The 16,757-nt window shown below is 72.2% G+C and carries 17 protein-coding genes and 1 tRNA gene; 11 read left to right on the forward strand and 7 right to left on the reverse strand.

All coding sequences use genetic code 11. From position 1 onward, the window contains the following. Positions 1-51: 51 nt before the first annotated feature. Both AAG827_RS12300 and AAG827_RS12305 read right to left on the reverse strand, forming a co-directional pair. Positions 52-1,143, reverse strand: a complete 1,092-nt coding sequence (locus tag AAG827_RS12300) for an alpha/beta hydrolase (RefSeq protein ID WP_341926303.1) — start codon at positions 1,141-1,143, stop codon at positions 52-54. 58 nt (positions 1,144-1,201) lie between these two features. Continuing rightward, positions 1,202-2,602, reverse strand: coding sequence for an ATP-binding protein (locus AAG827_RS12305; RefSeq protein ID WP_341926304.1), 1,401 nt, complete (start codon positions 2,600-2,602; stop codon positions 1,202-1,204). Positions 2,603-2,831: 229 nt separating this feature from the next. Between AAG827_RS12305 and AAG827_RS12310 the strand changes: the two genes are divergently transcribed. The 3 genes from AAG827_RS12310 to AAG827_RS12320 are packed head-to-tail and all read left to right on the forward strand — an operon-like array spanning position 2,832 to position 5,673. Next, entirely contained in the window at positions 2,832-3,596 is a 765-nt protein-coding gene (locus AAG827_RS12310; RefSeq protein WP_341926306.1) for a (Fe-S)-binding protein, read from the forward strand. Next, entirely contained in the window at positions 3,593-5,089 is a 1,497-nt protein-coding gene (locus tag AAG827_RS12315) for a lactate utilization protein B (protein WP_341926307.1), read from the forward strand. Before AAG827_RS12310 ends, AAG827_RS12315 begins: the two co-directional genes overlap by 4 nt. Further along, positions 5,086-5,673, forward strand: a complete 588-nt coding sequence (locus AAG827_RS12320; protein WP_341926308.1) for an LUD domain-containing protein — start codon at positions 5,086-5,088, stop codon at positions 5,671-5,673. The genes AAG827_RS12315 and AAG827_RS12320 overlap by 4 nt, the downstream gene beginning before the upstream one ends. Positions 5,674-5,705: 32 nt before the next feature. Here AAG827_RS12320 and AAG827_RS12325 read toward each other — a convergent pair. Next, positions 5,706-5,778 (reverse strand) — tRNA-Lys (locus AAG827_RS12325). Positions 5,779-6,006: 228 nt separating this feature from the next. On the opposite strand from AAG827_RS12325, the gene AAG827_RS12330 reads away from it, so the two are divergent. Continuing rightward, entirely contained in the window at positions 6,007-7,014 is a 1,008-nt protein-coding gene (locus AAG827_RS12330; protein ID WP_341926309.1) for a hypothetical protein, read from the forward strand. A 41-nt stretch (positions 7,015-7,055) separates the two neighbouring features. Next, positions 7,056-7,571 (forward strand): hypothetical protein, encoded by a 516-nt coding sequence (locus AAG827_RS12335; RefSeq protein ID WP_341926310.1) that lies wholly within the window; start codon positions 7,056-7,058, stop codon positions 7,569-7,571. Positions 7,572-7,585: 14 nt separating this feature from the next. On the opposite strand, the gene AAG827_RS12340 is transcribed toward AAG827_RS12335, so the two are convergent. Further along, positions 7,586-8,803 carry a hypothetical protein gene (locus tag AAG827_RS12340; protein ID WP_341926311.1) on the reverse strand — a complete coding sequence of 406 codons (1,218 nt, stop codon included), beginning with the start codon at positions 8,801-8,803 and terminating at the stop codon, positions 7,586-7,588. Continuing rightward, complete coding sequence (locus AAG827_RS12345) at positions 8,796-9,293, reverse strand: SigE family RNA polymerase sigma factor (protein WP_341926312.1); 498 nt, start codon at positions 9,291-9,293, stop codon at positions 8,796-8,798. The genes AAG827_RS12340 and AAG827_RS12345 overlap by 8 nt, the downstream gene beginning before the upstream one ends. 114 nt (positions 9,294-9,407) lie before the next feature. On the opposite strand from AAG827_RS12345, the gene AAG827_RS12350 reads away from it, so the two are divergent. Next, positions 9,408-9,734, forward strand: a complete 327-nt coding sequence (locus AAG827_RS12350; protein ID WP_341926313.1) for a hypothetical protein — start codon at positions 9,408-9,410, stop codon at positions 9,732-9,734. Here AAG827_RS12350 and AAG827_RS12355 read toward each other — a convergent pair. After that, complete coding sequence (locus AAG827_RS12355; protein ID WP_341926314.1) at positions 9,709-11,079, reverse strand: FAD-linked oxidase C-terminal domain-containing protein; 1,371 nt, start codon at positions 11,077-11,079, stop codon at positions 9,709-9,711. The genes AAG827_RS12350 and AAG827_RS12355 overlap by 26 nt on opposite strands. 294 nt (positions 11,080-11,373) lie before the next feature. Here AAG827_RS12355 and AAG827_RS12360 point away from each other — a divergent pair, with 294 nt between their 5' ends. The 4 genes from AAG827_RS12360 (at position 11,374) to AAG827_RS12375 (ending at position 14,540) form a co-directional block, all read left to right on the forward strand. Then, positions 11,374-11,577 (forward strand): cold-shock protein, encoded by a 204-nt coding sequence (locus AAG827_RS12360; protein WP_056863399.1) that lies wholly within the window; start codon positions 11,374-11,376, stop codon positions 11,575-11,577. A gap of 239 nt (positions 11,578-11,816) precedes the next feature. Next, positions 11,817-11,990 carry a hypothetical protein gene (locus AAG827_RS12365; protein WP_309650022.1) on the forward strand — a complete coding sequence of 58 codons (174 nt, stop codon included), beginning with the start codon at positions 11,817-11,819 and terminating at the stop codon, positions 11,988-11,990. A 96-nt stretch (positions 11,991-12,086) separates the two neighbouring features. Next, positions 12,087-12,293, forward strand: coding sequence for a heavy-metal-associated domain-containing protein (locus tag AAG827_RS12370; protein ID WP_341926316.1), 207 nt, complete (start codon positions 12,087-12,089; stop codon positions 12,291-12,293). A 12-nt stretch (positions 12,294-12,305) separates the two neighbouring features. Further along, positions 12,306-14,540, forward strand: a complete 2,235-nt coding sequence (locus tag AAG827_RS12375; RefSeq protein ID WP_341926317.1) for a heavy metal translocating P-type ATPase — start codon at positions 12,306-12,308, stop codon at positions 14,538-14,540. Between the two features lie 101 nt (positions 14,541-14,641). Here AAG827_RS12375 and AAG827_RS12380 read toward each other — a convergent pair whose 3' ends face one another. Continuing rightward, complete coding sequence (locus tag AAG827_RS12380; protein WP_341926318.1) at positions 14,642-15,709, reverse strand: hypothetical protein; 1,068 nt, start codon at positions 15,707-15,709, stop codon at positions 14,642-14,644. Positions 15,710-15,770: 61 nt separating this feature from the next. Between AAG827_RS12380 and AAG827_RS12385 the strand changes: the two genes are divergently transcribed. Further along, entirely contained in the window at positions 15,771-16,646 is an 876-nt protein-coding gene (locus AAG827_RS12385; RefSeq protein ID WP_341926319.1) for an NUDIX domain-containing protein, read from the forward strand. Positions 16,647-16,757 lie beyond the last annotated feature (111 nt).

Raw genomic sequence — 16,757 nt, forward strand, 5'->3', positions numbered from 1 at the left:
CCCCCACCCGTACGCCGGAGCGCGTGCGGGAGGTGCGTGCGGTGGCTGGTGTCAGAGCGCGCGCAGCCAGCGCAGCACGGCCGCGCGGGTCCGCGGGGCGGACTTCTCGAGCGGGAGGGCGCTGCCGGCGCCGGCGATGACCCGGGTCGTGACCTTCTCGCTGTTGCGGAACGACGCGGCGGTGTCCTGGGTGGCGTCGCGGCGCACGCGGGCGTCCTTGCTGCCCGACATCAGCAGCACCGGTGCCTCGACCTGTCCCGCGGTCAGGACGGAGGACAGCAGGGTGGAGGCGAGGCTGGTCACGTCGCCGCAGGGGGTCGCGTTGCGCTGGGCGGTCGCGGTGCGCCGGACGGCGGCAGGGGCGCTCGCGAAGAGCAGTCGCTGGAAGGCCGCCCTGCTGGCGCCGTACGCCGCGTAGCCGCTGCCGGTCAGGCAGGCCGACGTCTGCTGACGGGCCTGGTCGACAGCCAGCTGGGAGGCGTTGGAGCCGGCCCAGGACATCAGCACCAGCCCGGCGACGTCGTCGTAGCGGGCGGCCTCGAGCTGGGCGATCGCGCCGCCGGTGCCGTGGCCGTGCACGACGACCGACGAGGCGTGGGGCGGGGTGAAGCCCCCCTGGGTGAAGTCGTAGATGCCGGAGAAGAGGTGCTGGACGACCTGGTGGAGCATGTGGGCCTGGGCGTCGAGGCAGGTGCTGCGGCCGTTGGCGAGGGGGCTCTTGTCATAGCCGAGGCGGTCCAGGACCACGGAGAGCTCGCCCTGACGACCCAGCTGCGTGGCGTAGTCGTAGGCGGGGTGCTGGCGCAGGCTCCAGAACCAGCCGCCGGTGCCCGCGTCATGGACCAGCACGTTCATCCGGGTGCTGCCGACGTAGCCGAGGACCTTCTGGCGCGGGCCGACGAGCCGGGCGCGGACCGGGTAGGCCTTGTTGTCCGCGGGACAGGACAGCAGGCTGTGACCGGTGTTGGTCAGGTTGAAGGAGACGGTGCGCGAGACGACCTCGGTGCCGCGGTCGGCTGCGGCCGGGGTCGCTGTCGGTGCCGCTACCGGTGCCGGTGCGGGCGCGCCGGTGGCAGGCGCGGCGAGGGGGCTGATGCCCACGGCGAGGACGACGGTGAGCAGGGCACGGGCGCGGAACGACATGCTGTTGAATCTACGTCAATAGGGAGGTATCAAACAGACTCCCGGTATGTGATCCCGGCTACGCAGTCGTCGTGACTGAGGTCGGGGGCGCCGTCGTACGACGGGCGAGGGGCACCGTCACCGTGAACGTGCTGCCCTCGCCGGGCGTCGACTCCAGGCCGATCGTGCCGCCCATGGCCGTGACCAACTGTCGGCAGATCGCCAGCCCGAGACCCGTGCCGCCGAAGCGGCGCGTGATCGAGGAGTCGGCCTGCTGGAAGGAGTCGAAGAGCCCGACCTGCTGCTCGGCCGTGACCCCGATGCCGGAGTCGGCGACGGTGAAGCGGATGACCGGCCGGTGCGGGCTGGGGTCCTGGGTGACCTGCACGTGCACCCAGCCGGAGTCGGTGAACTTCACCGCGTTGCCGATCAGGTTGCAGAGCACCTGGCCGAGCCGGTTCACGTCGCCGGAGAGGTCCTGCGGCAGGCCCGGGTCCATGGTCGCGTGGAGCCGGAGCCCCTTCGCCTCGGCCGCGGGGGAGTGGTGGGCGAGCGCCTCGTCGACGAGCGCGATCAGGTCGACGTCGACGGTCTCCAGCTCGATGATCCCGGCCTCGATCCGGGAGAAGTCCAGGATCTCCTCGACCAGTCGCAGCAGGGCGTGCCCCTGACGGCCCATGATCTCGGCGAGGTGGCGCTGGCCGGGGTCGAGGTCGTCCGCGGCCAGCACCTCGACCGCGGCGAGGATGCTCGTGAGCGGCGTGCGGATCTCGTGGCTCATCGTGGCGAGGAAGAGGGACTTGGCGTCGCTCGCCTCCTCGGCCGACCGGCGGGCCTCGGCCAGCTCTGCCTGCATCAGGTTGTGCTCGGTGACGTCCTCGGCGATGCCGTAGACCCCGACCACCTCGTCACCCACGATGATCGGCAGGCCGGTGATGCGCAGGTCCACGGTCGCGCCGCCCTTGTGGTGGAAGCCCACCTCGAAGCGCTGGGGCTCGCGGGCGACCAGCAGGGCGAACGTGGCTAGCATCGGGTCGAGCTCCTCGACGGGCAGCAGCTCGGCGAAGGACATCCCCTCCAGCTCCCTGGCGGAGTAGCCGCTGATCTGCTCGGCCGCTGCGTTGACGCTGGTGAAGCGGCCCTCCAGGTCGAGGGAGAACACCGCGCTCGGGTGGTAGTCGAAGAGTGAGCGGTAGCGCTGCGTCGTCTCTCGCAGTGCCAGGTCGATCTGGGCGTTGCGCTGGAGCTCGGCCCCCAGGAGTCGCGTCCGGCGCCAGGCGACGATGGCGAAACCGACCATCCCCACGACCCCGGTGAAGATGAGCTCGTCGACGTTGTAGGCCTCGTGCCTCAGCAGCCACCGAGCCCGCACCTCGGCCAGGTCGGTGGCGACGGACACGACGAACGTGAGGGCCATCGCGAGCAGGACCAGGCCGACCTCCCACAGGTGCGGACGCTGGGACGGGGTGGTGGTGTGCACGTGCCTCCTCGTCCGGGCGGCGCCGGTCGCGTCGCGGGTGCCTGGTGTGACGCCAGTGTGGCCCGAACGTCGCGGGCGCGTGAGCGAATCGGGCAAGCCCCGGGAGGGATGTTGATCGCCGCCTGGAGTGCGGTCGTGTGCCGCCGGCAGCGCCGGGCCGCGTTGTCGGACACACGACGCGTCTCGGGCCGGGCGTCGGACCCCCTCGGAGGCGGGTCATGATGGGCCGATGAGGGTGGCCCTGATGGTGACGTGCGTCAACGACGCGATGTTCCCCGAGACGGGGAAGGCGGTCGTGGCGCTGCTGCGCCGGCTCGGGGTGGACGTGGAGTTCCCCGCGGCGCAGACGTGCTGTGCGCAGCCGATGGTCAACACCGGCTACCTCGACGAGGCGGTGCCCGTGGTGCGCACGTTCGTCGACGCCTTCGCCGGCTTCGACGCGATCGTGACGCCCAGCGGATCGTGCGCGGGCTCGGCCCGCCACCAGCACGGGATCGTGGCGCGGCGCTCGGGCGACGCGGGCCTGGCTGTGGCTGTCGCGGAGACGTCGCCGAAGGTCTACGAGCTCACCGAGTTCCTCGTCGACGTGCTCGGCGTGGTCGACGTGGGTGCCTACTTCCCGCACCGCGTGACCTACCACCCGACGTGTCACTCGCTGCGGATGCTCGGGGTGGGGGACCGGCCCTCGCGCCTGCTGGCCGCGGTGCGCGGTCTGCGGATGGTCGACCTGCCGTCGGCCGAGGAGTGCTGCGGCTTCGGGGGCACCTTCGCGCTGAAGAACGCCGACACCTCGATCGCGATGGGCGCCGACAAGGCCCGGCACGTGCGCTCGACGGGTGCCGAGGTGATGGTGGCCGGTGACAACTCCTGCCTGATGCACGTCGGGGGGATCCTGTCGCGGCAGCGCTCCGGGGTGCGGGTCATGCACCTCGCCGAGATCCTCGCGTCGACCGAGGACGCACCGTTCGGCGCTGTCGTCGGGGGTGCGCGATGACCGGCACGTTCGTGGGGATGCCGGCCTTCCCGGTCGCCGCCCGGGCCGCGCTGGGCGACACCCAGCTGCGCCACAACCTCGCCCACGCCACCGGTGTCATCCGCGCCAAGCGGGCCGCCGTGGTCGGTGAGGTCGACAACTGGGAGGACCTGCGCCTGGCGGGTGCGGCGGTCAAGGAGCGGGCGCTGCTCGACCTCGCGACCCACCTGGAGGAGCTCGAGCGCACGTTGGTCGCGGGCGGTGCCGCGGTGCACTGGGCGCGCGACGCGGCCGAGGCCAACGCGATCGTCGTGGGCATCGCGCAGGGTCACGGTGTCGACGAGGTCGTGAAGGTCAAGTCGATGGTGACGCAGGAGATCGACCTCAACGGCGCGCTGGCCGCGGCCGGCATCGCGGCGTGGGAGACCGACCTGGCCGAGCTGATCGTGCAGCTGGGGGGCGACCTGCCGAGCCACATCCTGGTGCCGGCGATCCACCGCAACCGCGCCGAGGTGCGCGAGATCTTCCTGCGCGAGATGGCCGGTGCGGGGCGACCCGCACCCGCGGACCTGACCGACGAGCCCGCGATGCTGGCCGCCGCGGCTCGGGCGCAGCTGCGTGAGAAGTTCCTGCGGGCCAAGGTGGGTGTCTCGGGGGCCAACTTCGCGGTGTCGGAGACCGGCACGCTGGTGGTCGTGGAGTCTGAGGGCAACGGCCGGATGTGCCTGACGCTGCCCGAGGTGCTGATCAGCGTCGTGGGCATCGAGAAGGTCGTGCCCACCTGGGCCGAGCTCGACCCGTTGCTGCGGCTGCTCCCGCGCTCCTCGACCGGGGAGCGGATGAATCCCTACACCTCCACCTGGTCCGGCGTCACGCCGGGCGACGGCCCGCAGGAGGTGCACGTCGTACTGCTGGACAACGGGCGCACCCGTGCGCTGGCCGACCAGGTGGGTCGTCAGGCGCTGCGCTGCATCCGCTGCTCGGCCTGCCTCAACGTGTGCCCGGTCTACGAGCGCACGGGCGGGCACGCCTACGGCTCGGTCTACCCCGGACCGATCGGGGCGATCCTCAACCCACTGATGCAGGGCACCGGCGACAAGCAGGTCGACTCGTTGCCCTACGCGTCGTCGTTGTGCGGCGCGTGCTTCGAGGTCTGCCCCGTGCGCATCGACATCCCCGAGGTGCTGGTGCACCTGCGCTCGAAGGTCGTCGACGCACACCGGACCGACACGGTGCCGAGCGCGGAGGCGGTCGCGATGAAGGGCGCCGCCTGGGCCTTCTCCGACGCACGCCGCCTGGGTCGCGCCGAGCGAGCCTCGGGTGTCGCCGGGCGGGTCATGAAGCGGATGTTCGGCGTCTCGCTGCCCGGCGGTCGCTCCGCCTCCGGCAAGCTGCCCGGGCCGGGTGGCGCCTGGACCAGCGCTCGCGACCTGCCGGCGCCGCCGGCCGAGTCGTTCCGTGCGTGGTGGCAACGGGTCGGTCGTCTGGGCCGCCAGGGCGGTGGTGGGTCATGAGCGCCCGCGACGACATCCTGGCGGCGGTGCGCGCGGCGCTGGCCGACGCGACGCCGTCGCCGGAGCCCGTGCCGTCCCCGGTCGGGGTCGCCCCCGACGACCTGGTCGCGCTCTTCGCCGAGCGCGTGGCCGACTACCGCGCGGTCGTGGAGCGCTGCAGCGTCGCGGACCTGTCGGCGCGCGTCGCCGCAGCCCTCCCACACGGCGCACGGGTCGTCGTACCTCCCGGACTGGGGCTCGACGTCCCCGGCCAGGTCGTCGACGACGGCCTCACCGCTGCCGCGCTCGACGCGCTCGACGCCGTCGTCACGCGCGCCGCGGTCGGGATCTCCGAGACCGGCACCATCGTGCTCGACCACGGCCCCGACCAGGGCCGACGCGCGATCTCGCTCGTGCCGGACGTGCACGTGTGCATCGTGGCCGAGCACCAGGTGGTCGCCGACGTCCCCGACGCGATGAGCCGCCTCGACCCCTCGCGGGCCCTGACCTGGATCAGCGGGCCGTCGGCCACCAGCGACATCGAGCTCGACCGCGTCGAGGGCGTCCACGGCCCCCGCACGCTGCACGTCCTCGTCGTCGGCTGAGCACGCCCTGCAGAGGCGACAGGTGCACTCGGTAGGCCCCGTGGGACTCGAACCCACAACCAAGAGATTAAAAGTCTCCTGCTCTGCCAATTGAGCTAGGGGCCCTGATCCAGCGGTGATTATGCCTGCCGGCCCCCGAGCCTCCCTGATGCGGCCCGGGGCAGCCGTGTCGCTCCCACCGGCCAGCTCCAGCTTCCCGCCGACCGGCCCGGCTGACCGGTTGCCCCAATGCCTCAGGTGAGGGTCGCTGCGCGCCGATACTGGTGTCGAGCACCGAGCAGCACATGCGAGACCGGGGGCCTTGTGCACCGTCATCACGTCGACGCGTCGCGGGTGCGTCGCGCCCTCTCCGCCCTCGTCGTCGCCGGGGCGGTGTTCGGCGCCGCCGCACTCCCGACCCCCGAGGCGTCCGGGGCGCCCGCACCGTCCACCATCGCGCAGGCACGCAGCATCGGGACGCTCACGGTGACGCCGGCGGCCCACGTCGCTGGCCAGGCGCTCACCTTCACGGGCAAGCTGCCGCGGCCCGGGCGCCGCGCGATCCACCTGCAGTTCCACATGAACCGCCCCGGAGACCGGTGGACCGACGTCAAGGGGAGTGACCACCACACGACCGCGTCCGGTGCCTACAGGTTCCGCTTCCCCGCGCCCTCGATGTTCGACATCAGCTATCGCGTGGTCGGCGGCGACCTGGTCAGCACGCCGCGACGGTTCTACGCCCGCCCCCAGGCCGTGACCCTCGCGGTCGACGGAGCCGACGAGCGCAGCGCGGTCGTCACGGTGGGGTCGCTGTCCAGGTACACGGTCGTGGTCGACTCCGCCGCCGACATCTACACCCACCGCGAGCTCGAGCCGCCGGTGTTCGCGGGCCGGGTCGTCACCCTCCAGGAGCGGACCTCCGACGGCCAGTGGCGCACCATCGGCACCGCACGTGCGGACGAGCGCGGGCTGGCGTCCTTCGACCTCACCGCCTCGCTGCTCGGCGAGCGCGTCCTGCGCGCCAAGGTCGGCGACGTCACCGCGGCGGGCAGCGACATCGGCTGGAGCGTCTCCTGGCCGACGTACGTCCGGTCCAGCCTCCTGCCCGACATCCTCGGCGCGGCCCTGCCACGCCCGACCGATCGCGAGCCGCTGCCGCCGGAGACCGACTCGACCGGTGCGACCGACGCGAGCACGCAGCACGGGTGGTTCCGACCGACCTACGACTTCGCCTGGGAGTACGGCCAGTCCCTGTCCTCTCCGCCCACCCGCGGCGAGGTCCTCAAGGGTGGCTGGGAGGAGTACTCGACCGGCAGCGGACGGGTGGTGCCCTTCAACGCGCTGGCCTTCAGAGCAAGCTGATCCACCAGGGTCCGGGCGACCGGGGCACGACGTCGGCCACCGTGGTCCGCAACGCGCAGCGCTACGGGCGGTGGGAGTTCCGCATCTGGCAGAACGTCTTCGAGCAGGACGGGCGGGACTTCGGGATGCGCGTCGAGCTCGTGCCGGAGGGCACCGCACCCGGTGCCTGCGCGCCCGAGACGATCCGCGTGGCCGACATGGCTCTGGGCGCGAAGTCCTACGCCGTGGGGGTCCGCTCCCAGCAGGCGCGCTCTGAGTGGACGCGCACCCGGCCGGCCCCGGCGTGGAGCGGTCTGCACAACTTCGCCGTCGAGGTGGCCCGCGACCACATCACCTGGTTCTTCGACGGCAAGGCGTTCGCCACCACGTCGAAGCGCACCGTGGTCGCCGGCAAGGCGCTCGTGCCGCGAGTCAGCATGGTCGGCCTGGACAACGCCACCGAGCACAACGGCAGCCAGTTCTCCGTCGACTGGGTGCGAGCCTGGACGCTCGACACCGGTCGGCAGTCGCGGGCCGGCGCGGCGCTGACGAAGACGGCGTACTCACCGACCTGCTGACGCGGGCGCCGCTCTCAGCTCCGCAGCAACCCGGACGCGAACACCACCGACGCCTCGACCGGCAGGTCGGAGGAGCTGACCACCGACAAGTCACCGGTCCCGGGCTCCCACAGCACCAGCCGGAAGCCGGTGGCGCGGCCGCGCCCGAGCGCTGCCACCCGCAACAGGACGGTGCCGTCGGCGAGGAGGGCCTGGGGTCCCAGCGCCCAGTTGCTGTAGTTGCCGTCCGTGTCGACGACCGGCAGCGTGGCCCGGGGCGTGAGGGTCGCGCGGTCGGCGACGTAGACCGCGAAGGGCCCGTTCTCGTAGGACGTGCCGACCACGGTGTCGTCGTCCGCGACGATCCTCGCGAGCCGTCCGGTCCGCGCCATGCTGACCTCGCGCGGGGCCCCACCGGCGTAGTCGAGGAGCACGTTGGGCTCGCTCCAGTCCGAGCTCACCAGCACCTCGCCGTCCGGGTCGACCGTGCGTGAGAGGCCGGCACGGTAGGGCCTCGGCTCGGTGGCACCGCTGCTCAGGGAGACGGCGTACGACGCCGGGCCGCTGGTGAGCAGCAGCAGGTCCTCGTCGAGGAACGACCAGCCCGTGTCGTCCCACGGCACGAAGCCCGGTGGCGGCTCGAGCACGGTGCTGCCGCCGGTCGCCAGGTCGTGCACCGTCACGTCGTAGGTGTGGTCCGGGTCCTCGGTGTCCACGTAGTAGTAGACCGCCAGCCGTGTCCCGCCCGGGCTGAGCGCGATCCTCGGGTAGCGACCGTCGAGCGGCACCGTGCGCCACTCGCCGTCGGGGCCGAGCACCTGCGCGGTCCCGCGCTCCTCGACGGCGACGACAGCGCTGCCGACCGGCTCGTCGGCCAGCAGCGGAGAGGAAGACGGGGGGTCGATGACGTCGGGCAGGGCGGGCACGACCCGGGCCGGGGCGCCGGACAGGTCGTCGACGTCGCGGGGGTCCCAACTCGCCGTTGCCTCGAGCGCGGGCGTGGACGGCGTCGGCGGCGTGACGGTGGGGGTGAGGCCGGGCGGCATGGCAGGCGGCATGCTGTCGCTGCGTCCTCCGCTGGTCTGGCTGCCGACGAGGGCGACCACCGCGACGAGCGTCGACGCCACGGTTGCTGCGGCCGCACCCCGACGCCGCGTGCGCCGACGGTGGGCCGTGCGCAGTGCGACCTGCTCCAGTCGAGGGCTCTCGATCCCGTCCGTCGCGTGGTCGAGCAGCGCGTGCAGGTCACTCATGACGTTCTCCGATCAGGTCGAGCAGCTCGGGTGCGCCGGTGCGGAGCCGGGCCAGGGCGGCGGAGTTCTGGCTCTTGACGGTGCCGATGCTGACGCCGAGCACGTCGGCGGTCTCGCGCTCCGACAGGTCGTCGAAGTGCCGCAGCACCAGCACCGCCCGTTGGGCGGGGGTGAGGCGCAGCAGGGCTCGTCGTACGACCATGGCGGTCACCGGGTCGCTGCTCACGCCGTCGGGGGCCGGGCCCTCGGGGTCCGCCACCGCCGTCTCGCGGCGCCGGCGCCACCAGCTCACGTTGTCGCGCACGATGATCCGGCGGGCGTAGGCAGTGGGGTTGCCCTCGCGCAGCTGCGACCAGCGCAGCGCGACCTTGACCAGCGCCTCCTGGACCAGGTCCTGCGCACGGTGCAGGTCGCCGGTCAGCAGGTAGGCCGAGCGCAGCAGGGACCGCTGGCACCCGGCTGCCCACTCGGTGAACTCCTGCTCCTGCACGCGCTGCTCCTCGTCGGCGATGGTGTCACGCGAGGAACGCTTCGGAGGGCTCAGAAGGTTGGCGCGACCTGGCCGGGCCGGTCTGCTCCCGACCGAGTGTGCTCTGATGGAGCGATGGCCTCGGACGAGAACGACCAGGACGATGCGCCCGTCGACTCCGCGTCCAGCGCACGGCGCTCCTCGACCGCGAAGCGGGTGCTCGCTGCGGCGGAGGCACGCGACCAGGCGGCCGAGGCGCGCGACGCGGCGGCGGACGAGCGGGACGCGGCCGCCAGCAAGCGGGCCTTCCTCGACCCGGAGGCGGCCGACCACGACCACCAGGCCCGGCGCTCTGCCGCGATCGACCGGCTGTACTCCAAGTCGGACCGCACCTCGGCGGCCTCCGACCGGTCCGCGCTGACCAAGGACGACTTGATCAGTCGAGCACCGCACCGGGGTTGAGGATCCCGGTGGGGTCGAGCGCGTCCTTGACCCGTCGCTGCAGCGCGAGCGAGTCGGGGTCGAGCTCCTGGGTCAGCCACCCGGTCTTGAGCCGGCCGACCCCGTGCTCGCCGGTGATGGTGCCGCCCAGGTCGAGGGCGAGGCGGGTGATGGCGTCGAAGGCCCGGCCCGCGGAGGCGCGACTGGCGGGTTCACGCTCGTCGTAGATCACCGTCGGGTGCATGTTGCCGTCGCCCGCGTGGCCGAAGACCCCGATCGTCAACGACTCGGCCCCGCCGATCTCCTCGACGCCCGAGAGCAGGTCGACGATGCGGGAGCGGGGGACGCAGACGTCGTCGAGGAGCCAGTCGCCAAGGTCCTCGAGGGCCGGCAGGGCCTGTCGCCGGGCCTCCAGGAGAAGCTCGGCCTCGTCGGGGTCCTCGGAGGTCGCGACGTCGACGGCGCCGTGGTCGGTGCACAGTGCCGCGAGGGCGGCGACGGTCGTGGCAGCAGCGGTGTCGTCGGCCTGGGCCAGCACCATCGCGGCCACGTCGGGGTCGAACCCCATCGCGGTGCGCGCGTCGACGGCGCGCAGCGTTGTGCGGTCCATGATCTCCAGCATCGACACGGCCAGCCCCGACCCGGCGATCGCGGCGACCGCCTGCCCGGCCGAGGCCAGGGAGTCGAAGGTCGCGACGAGGGTCTGGGCGGGGGCGGGCGCCGGCAGCAGTCGCACGGTGATCTCGGTGATGATCCCGAGCGTGCCCTCGGAGCCGACGAAGAGGCTGGTGAGGTCATAGCCCGCGACCCCCTTCGCCGTACGACGCCCCGTGCGCACCACGGTCCCGTCGGCCAGGACGACCTCGAGGCCCAGCACGAAGTCACCGGTCACGCCATACTTCACGCAGCACATGCCACCCGCATCGGTCGCGACGTTGCCGCCGACCGTGGAGATCGCCACGGAGCCGGGGTCGGGTGGGTAGAACAGCCCGACCTCGCGGGCGGCCGCGCGCAGGTCGGCGGTCACGACCCCCGGCTGCACCACCGCGAGCCGCTCGGCGACGTCGACCTCGAGGATCGCCGCCATCCGGTGGGTGCGCAGGACGACCGACCCCACGGGTGCGTTGGCGGCACCGGAGAGGCCGGAGCCGGCGCCCCGCGCCACCAGGGGTACGCCGTGCGCGTGCGCTCGGCGGGCCAGGTCGGCGACGTCGTGGGTCGAGCGGGGCGACAGCACGCCCGCAGGCAGCGCCCGGTCGGTGAGGCGGGACTCGTCGTGCGCGAAGCCCGCGACCAGGTCGGGGTCGGTGGTGAAGAGGTCGGCGCCGAGGTCGCCGAACGCGGCCGCCACGGGGTCGTCGTCCATGCCCTCAACCCTGCCACGCCGGGTCGTTTCCCGCGCCGTCACAGACCCGTCGCACAACCTTCATGGGGGCCGGGCGGAAACAGGCAGCCGAAATCTTTCTTCTGCGCGAACGCTTGGTAGAGTCGGAGGCGCAGAAGGTGCAAGTTCCAGCAGGTCAACGGCCGCGGAGTTTGTGATCCGACGGCGTTTCTGGTTTGTGGTGTTGCCAATCACGGGTCGGAGCGACGTTTCACCGCATCTGATGCGGGTCGCTGAAGTGGCGGCTTTCGTTCCGATAACAGGAGTACCAGCAACATGGCTCAAGGCACCGTGAAGTGGTTCAACGCTGAGAAGGGCTTCGGCTTCATCGCGCAGGAGGACGGCGGCGACGACGTCTTCGTGCACTACTCGGCAATCCAGACCCAGGGCTACAAGTCCCTGGACGAGAACCAGAAGGTTGAGTTCGACGTCACCCAGGGCCCCAAGGGCCCCCAGGCGGAGAACGTCCGTCCCGTCTGATCTCAGACGAGACGCATAGTCTTCAAAACGAGGCCCCCCTCCTTCGGGAGGGGGGCCTCGTGGTTTCTAAAGCGGTTGCTCCCGGGCGCCGTGGGCACGAGTCCGGGGTTGCGGCCATGGTCACCTCGGGCAGGCGTGGCATAGCCCATAGTGACCAGGGGATCCCGTGTCGTTTGCGCGTATCCTGCTGGGGGAAGGCTTGCTCGGATACACGCCCACCGACCAGATAGGGGTCCCTCGTGTACGACCAGTTCGACGTGACTCTCGAAGACGTCGACCTCCTCGGCGAGGTGGAGCTCACCACCAACCTCATCATCGCCGCGAGTGAGTCCGACGACCACCTCTCGCCCGACGAGATCGACCAGATCCTCGGGGTCAACCCGCAGCCGCCCCAGCCGCGGCGCGAGGCCTGACGCCCCTCTCCGATCGACGCTGACCCGCCGGACCCTGTGCCGGCGGGTTTTTGTGTGCCGCTCGACGCATACCCAAGGGGGGTATATGGTGGAGGCATGAGCGACATCAGCACCTGGACCATCACCGGCATGACCTGCGGCCACTGCGAGGCCTCGGTGCGCGAGGAGATCAGCGAGCTCCCCGGCGTCGAGAGCGTCGAGGTGTCCCACACCGCGGGGACCGCCGTCGTCACGAGCGCGGCCCCGCTCGAGCGCGCGGCCGTCGCCGCAGCCGTGGAGGAGGCGGGTTACGCCCTCGCGTGACCCGATGACGACATGAGCATCCCCGTCGACACCTCCGAGATCGAGCTGGCCATCACCGGCATGACCTGCGCGTCGTGCGCCAACCGGATCGAGCGCAAGCTCAACAAGCTGGACGGCGTCACCGCGAGCGTCAACTACGCGACCGAGAAGGCCAAGGTCGCCTATCCCGCGGGCGTCTCCACCGACGACCTGCTCGCCACCGTCGCGGCGGCCGGCTACGGCGCGGACCTGCCGGCTCCGGCGGGTGCTCCGGGTGCGGGCGCCGATGTCGGTGTCGACCCGGACGCCGATCCCGAGCTCGACGCGCTGCGTCAGCGGCTCCTGGTCTCGGTGGTGCTCAGCGTGCCCGTCGTCCTGCTGTCGATGGCCTCGCCGCTGCAGTTCGACAACTGGCAGTGGGCCTCGCTCACCCTCGCCGCTCCGGTCGCGGTGTGGGGCGCCTGGCCCTTCCACCGCGCCGCCCTCGTCAACGCCCGCCACGGCGCCACCACCATGGACACCCTGGTGTCGGTGGGGGTGCTCGCCGCCTTCGGCTGGTCGCTGGTCGCGCTGTTCTTCGGCACCGCCGGCATGACCGGCATGACCCACCCCTTCGAGCTGACCGTGGACCGGTCGTCGGGGCTCGACAACATCTATCTCGAGGTCGCAGCCGGCGTCACGACGTTCCTGCTCGCGGGGCGCTACGTCGAGAAGCGCTCCAAGCGCCGCGCGGGCTCCGCCCTGCGAGCGCTGATGGACCTCGGCGCCAAGGACGTGACCGTTCTGCGCGGCGACGTCGAGCACCGCGTGCCCGCCGCGTCCCTCGCGGTCGGCGACCTGCTCGTCGTACGACCGGGGGAGAAGGTCGCCACCGACGGCGTCGTCGAGTCCGGCCACTCCGCCGTCGACGCCTCGATGCTCACCGGGGAGCCGGTGCCGGTCGAGGTCGGCCCCGGCGACGAGGTGACGGGCGCGACCGTCAACGCGAGCGGCCGCCTGGTCGTGCGCGCCACGCGCGTCGGCGCCGACACCCAGCTGGCCCAGATGGCGCGGCTGGTCGAGGAGGCGCAGAACGGCAAGGCCGAGGTGCAGCGGCTGGCCGACCGGGTCTCGGGCATCTTCGTGCCGATCGTGATCGGCCTGTCCCTGGCGACGCTGGGGGTGTGGCTCGCGACGGGTGCGTCCGCGGCGACCGCCTTCACCGCGGCCGTCGCGGTGCTGATCATCGCCTGCCCGTGCGCCTTGGGTCTGGCCACGCCGACCGCGCTGATGGTCGGGACCGGTCGCGGCGCCCAGCTGGGCATCCTGATCCGCGGTCCGGAGGTGCTGGAGTCAACGCGACGCATCGACACCGTCGTGCTCGATAAGACCGGCACCGTGACCACCGGCCACATGACGTTGGTGGAGACCTTGGCGGCGGACGGCTCCGCCGTCGACGACGTACGACGGACCGCGGCGTCGCTCGAAGCCTCCAGCGAGCACCCGATCGCCCGGGCGATCGCGGCGGCCGTGCCGGGCGTCGTGGCCGCCGACGACTTCATCAACCTCGAGGGACTCGGCGTGCGCGGCGTCGTCGACGGCCGTCAGGTCGTCGTGGGTCGCCCCCGGTTGCTCGCCGACCAGGGCTGGGCGCTGCCTCCCGAGCTGATTGCGGCCGTCGACCGCGCCGAGGCGTCCGGGCGCACCGCTGTCGCGGTCGGCTGGGACGGCCAGGCGCGCGGCGTGCTCGTCGTGGCCGACACGGTCAAGCCGAGCAGTGCGGAGGCCGTGGCCCGGCTGCGCGGGCTCGGGCTGTCCCCGATCCTGCTCACCGGCGACAACGAGCGTGCCGCACGTGCCGTCGCGGCCGAGGTCGGGATCGACGAGGTCGTCGCCGACGTGCTGCCGGCCGACAAGCTCGCGGTGGTGTCGCGCCTGCAGTCCGAGGGCCGGGTCGTGGCGATGATCGGCGACGGGGTCAACGACGCCGCCGCGCTCGCCCAGGCCGACCTCGGCATCGCGATGGGCACGGGCACCGACGTGGCGATCGAGGCCAGCGACCTGACGCTCGTGCGCGGAGACCTGCTGGTCGCCGCCGACGCCGTACGCCTCGCCCGCCGCACCCTGACCACCATCAAGGGCAACCTCTTCTGGGCCTTCGCCTACAACGTGGCCGCCCTGCCGCTCGCCGCCCTCGGCCTGCTCAACCCGATGCTCGCCGGCGCCGCCATGGCCCTGTCATCGGTCTTCGTGGTCACCAACAGCCTCCGGCTGCGCCGGTTCGCCTGAGGTCGCCGTCGGGGGGAAAGTGCGGGACGTTTTCGACCCCGGCAGGCCCCGGGAAGGTCGAAAACGTCCCACACTTTCCGGGCCACGAACCATCCACACCCTCAGCAGGTCGCGAACAGCACCGGCCCGTTGGAGAGGTCGGAGAGCACATAGCTGCCCTCGACCGGCTCGAGCGCCAGGGTGACGACGGGCCCGTCTGCCTCGACGGGGCCGAGGGTGAAGCGGTCAGCGAAGTCGCCGCCCTGGCCGGGCGCGGGGCCGGCGGCCAGGATCGCGCGGGTGTCGGCGTTGGTGCGTGCCTGCTCGTCGGTCTCGAAGGACAGTGCCACGCGCAGGTCGAGGCCGGGCTGCACCGACATCGCGAAGCCCGTGTAGGCGTTGACCTCGCCGGCCTCCCGCACCAGCTGCTCGCCCTGGGCCTGGTCGTCGGGGTCGGCCTGTCCCATCGCGAGCGCGCCGCAGGCCTGCGCCCCGGTGTAGATCGCGGCCGACAACGGTGACCCGGACGCGTCGACGACCTCCGAGAGGCCCTCGACCGTCGAGCCGTCACCCGTCGCGCCCGCCAACGCCTCGACGAGGTAGCCCCGGTTGTCGCTGGTGAGGACGAGCTGCTCCTCCTCGTCGAGCGCGATGTAGCTGACCTCCGGCGTGATGCTGCCGCCGATCGCGCCGAGCACGTCGGAGCCGCCGTCCCAGATCCCGTCGGCCTCGCCGGGCTCGGTGAAGCCGAGGTTGGTGATCCGGGAGCGGATCCGCTCCCAGTCGGTGTCCTCGGGCAGGTGGAGCATCACGACCGCCCCGGCGGCCGACTGGCTGAAGAGCTCCCAGTCGGCCGAGGCCGGCGAGAAGCCGAACTGCACGTGCAGCACCTGCGCCGACTCGGGCAGCGCGGAGGTCGAGGAGAGGTCGGCGCTGTAGGCCGCGTTCATGAGGTCCGTCACCGACTCGGAGGGCGAGTCGGCGTCGAGGTCCATCCCGAGCTCGTCGCGCACGGCGCTCCAGTCGGTCCACGAGAAGCGTTCGCCGTCGCCCGGCGCGAGGGCCATGGCGCGCTGCAGGTCGGTGCGGTCGCGGTCGGACCACCAGCGCAGACCGACCACCGCCAGCCCTGCCACGAGGGCCGCGACGATGGCGAGGATGCCGACCTGGCGCAGGCGCTGGGTGTTCACGGTGCGATCACGGCGGTGCCGGGTCTCCTCAGGTGGCTCGGGTGGTGTGAGACTAGCCCGCATGCCCGCGTCTGGACTTCAGGATGTGCTGTCCGCTGGTGTCGTCGCGTTCCGTCCGGGCAAGCGGGTGCTGCTGGTCCATCGTCCCAAGTACGACGACTGGTCCTTCCCCAAGGGCAAGCTCGACCGGGGCGAGCACGCCGCGGCCGCCGCCGTGCGCGAAGTGGCTGAGGAGACCGGACTGCACGTGCGCCTGGGGCCGCCGCTGCGCAGCCAGCGCTATGCGTTGACCAGCAGCGCGGGGCGGATGAAGACCGTCTTCTACTGGACCGGTCGGGTCCTGGGCGACGACGACGTCAGCGGCTACCTCGCCAACGACGAGATCGATGCCGTCGAGTGGGTCGATGCTGCCGAGGCGTTCGAGCGGCTCACCTACCTCTACGACGCCGACACGCTGCGCGAGGCGCTCAAGGTCCGCCGCAAGACCCAGCCGGTGGTCGTCCTGCGCCATGCCGCGGCCCGCTCCCGCAAGGCCTGGCGCGCCGACGACGTCGAGCGTCCGCTGCTCGCCGCCGGCCGCAGCGAGGCCCAGCGCCTCGTCCCGCTCCTCGCGGCCTACGGCGTCACCCGGGTCATCACCTCCAGCAGCCTGCGGTGCGTCGAGACCGTGACGCCGTACGCCGACACGACAGGTTGGCCGCTCGAGTGCGAGCAGCACCTGAGCGAGGAGGGCGCGTCGGCCAAGCGGGTGCGCGCGATCGTCGACGACGTGCTCGAGGACCCTCGCCCGACGGTCGTCTGCACCCACCGACCCGTGCTGCCGGCCGTCTTCGACGCACTCGGGATCGAGGACCCGCAGCTGGCCCTGGGGGAGATGCTCGTGGCCCACCTGCGCAAGGGCCAGGTCGTCGCGACTGAGCGTCATCGGATGCATTGAGTCAAGCCCTCTGGGGCTTGTTCACGTGACTGTCGTCTCACGAGCCACATTTCGTGGCCAAGTGGGCAAGTCGAGTTCACCCCTCGTTCACCGACGACCCCGGATCCGGAC

Source organism: Nocardioides psychrotolerans (genome assembly GCF_943371775.1).
GTDB classification, from domain to species: Bacteria; Actinomycetota; Actinomycetes; order Propionibacteriales; family Nocardioidaceae; genus Nocardioides; species Nocardioides psychrotolerans_A.

Coding starts and splice junctions, on each gene's coding strand:
- AAG827_RS12375 (WP_341926317.1), top strand. CDS start 12,306: ATGAGCATCCCCGTCGACACCTCCGAGATCGAGCTGGCCATCACCGGC.
- AAG827_RS12315 (WP_341926307.1), top strand. CDS start 3,593: ATGACCGGCACGTTCGTGGGGATGCCGGCCTTCCCGGTCGCCGCCCGG.
- AAG827_RS12355 (WP_341926314.1), bottom strand. CDS start 11,079: ATGGACGACGACCCCGTGGCGGCCGCGTTCGGCGACCTCGGCGCCGAC.
- AAG827_RS12360 (WP_056863399.1), top strand. CDS start 11,374: ATGGCTCAAGGCACCGTGAAGTGGTTCAACGCTGAGAAGGGCTTCGGC.
- AAG827_RS12385 (WP_341926319.1), top strand. CDS start 15,771: ATGCCCGCGTCTGGACTTCAGGATGTGCTGTCCGCTGGTGTCGTCGCG.
- AAG827_RS12320 (WP_341926308.1), top strand. CDS start 5,086: ATGAGCGCCCGCGACGACATCCTGGCGGCGGTGCGCGCGGCGCTGGCC.
- AAG827_RS12310 (WP_341926306.1), top strand. CDS start 2,832: ATGAGGGTGGCCCTGATGGTGACGTGCGTCAACGACGCGATGTTCCCC.
- AAG827_RS12300 (WP_341926303.1), bottom strand. CDS start 1,143: ATGTCGTTCCGCGCCCGTGCCCTGCTCACCGTCGTCCTCGCCGTGGGC.
- AAG827_RS12370 (WP_341926316.1), top strand. CDS start 12,087: ATGAGCGACATCAGCACCTGGACCATCACCGGCATGACCTGCGGCCAC.
- AAG827_RS12340 (WP_341926311.1), bottom strand. CDS start 8,803: ATGAGTGACCTGCACGCGCTGCTCGACCACGCGACGGACGGGATCGAG.
- AAG827_RS12350 (WP_341926313.1), top strand. CDS start 9,408: ATGGCCTCGGACGAGAACGACCAGGACGATGCGCCCGTCGACTCCGCG.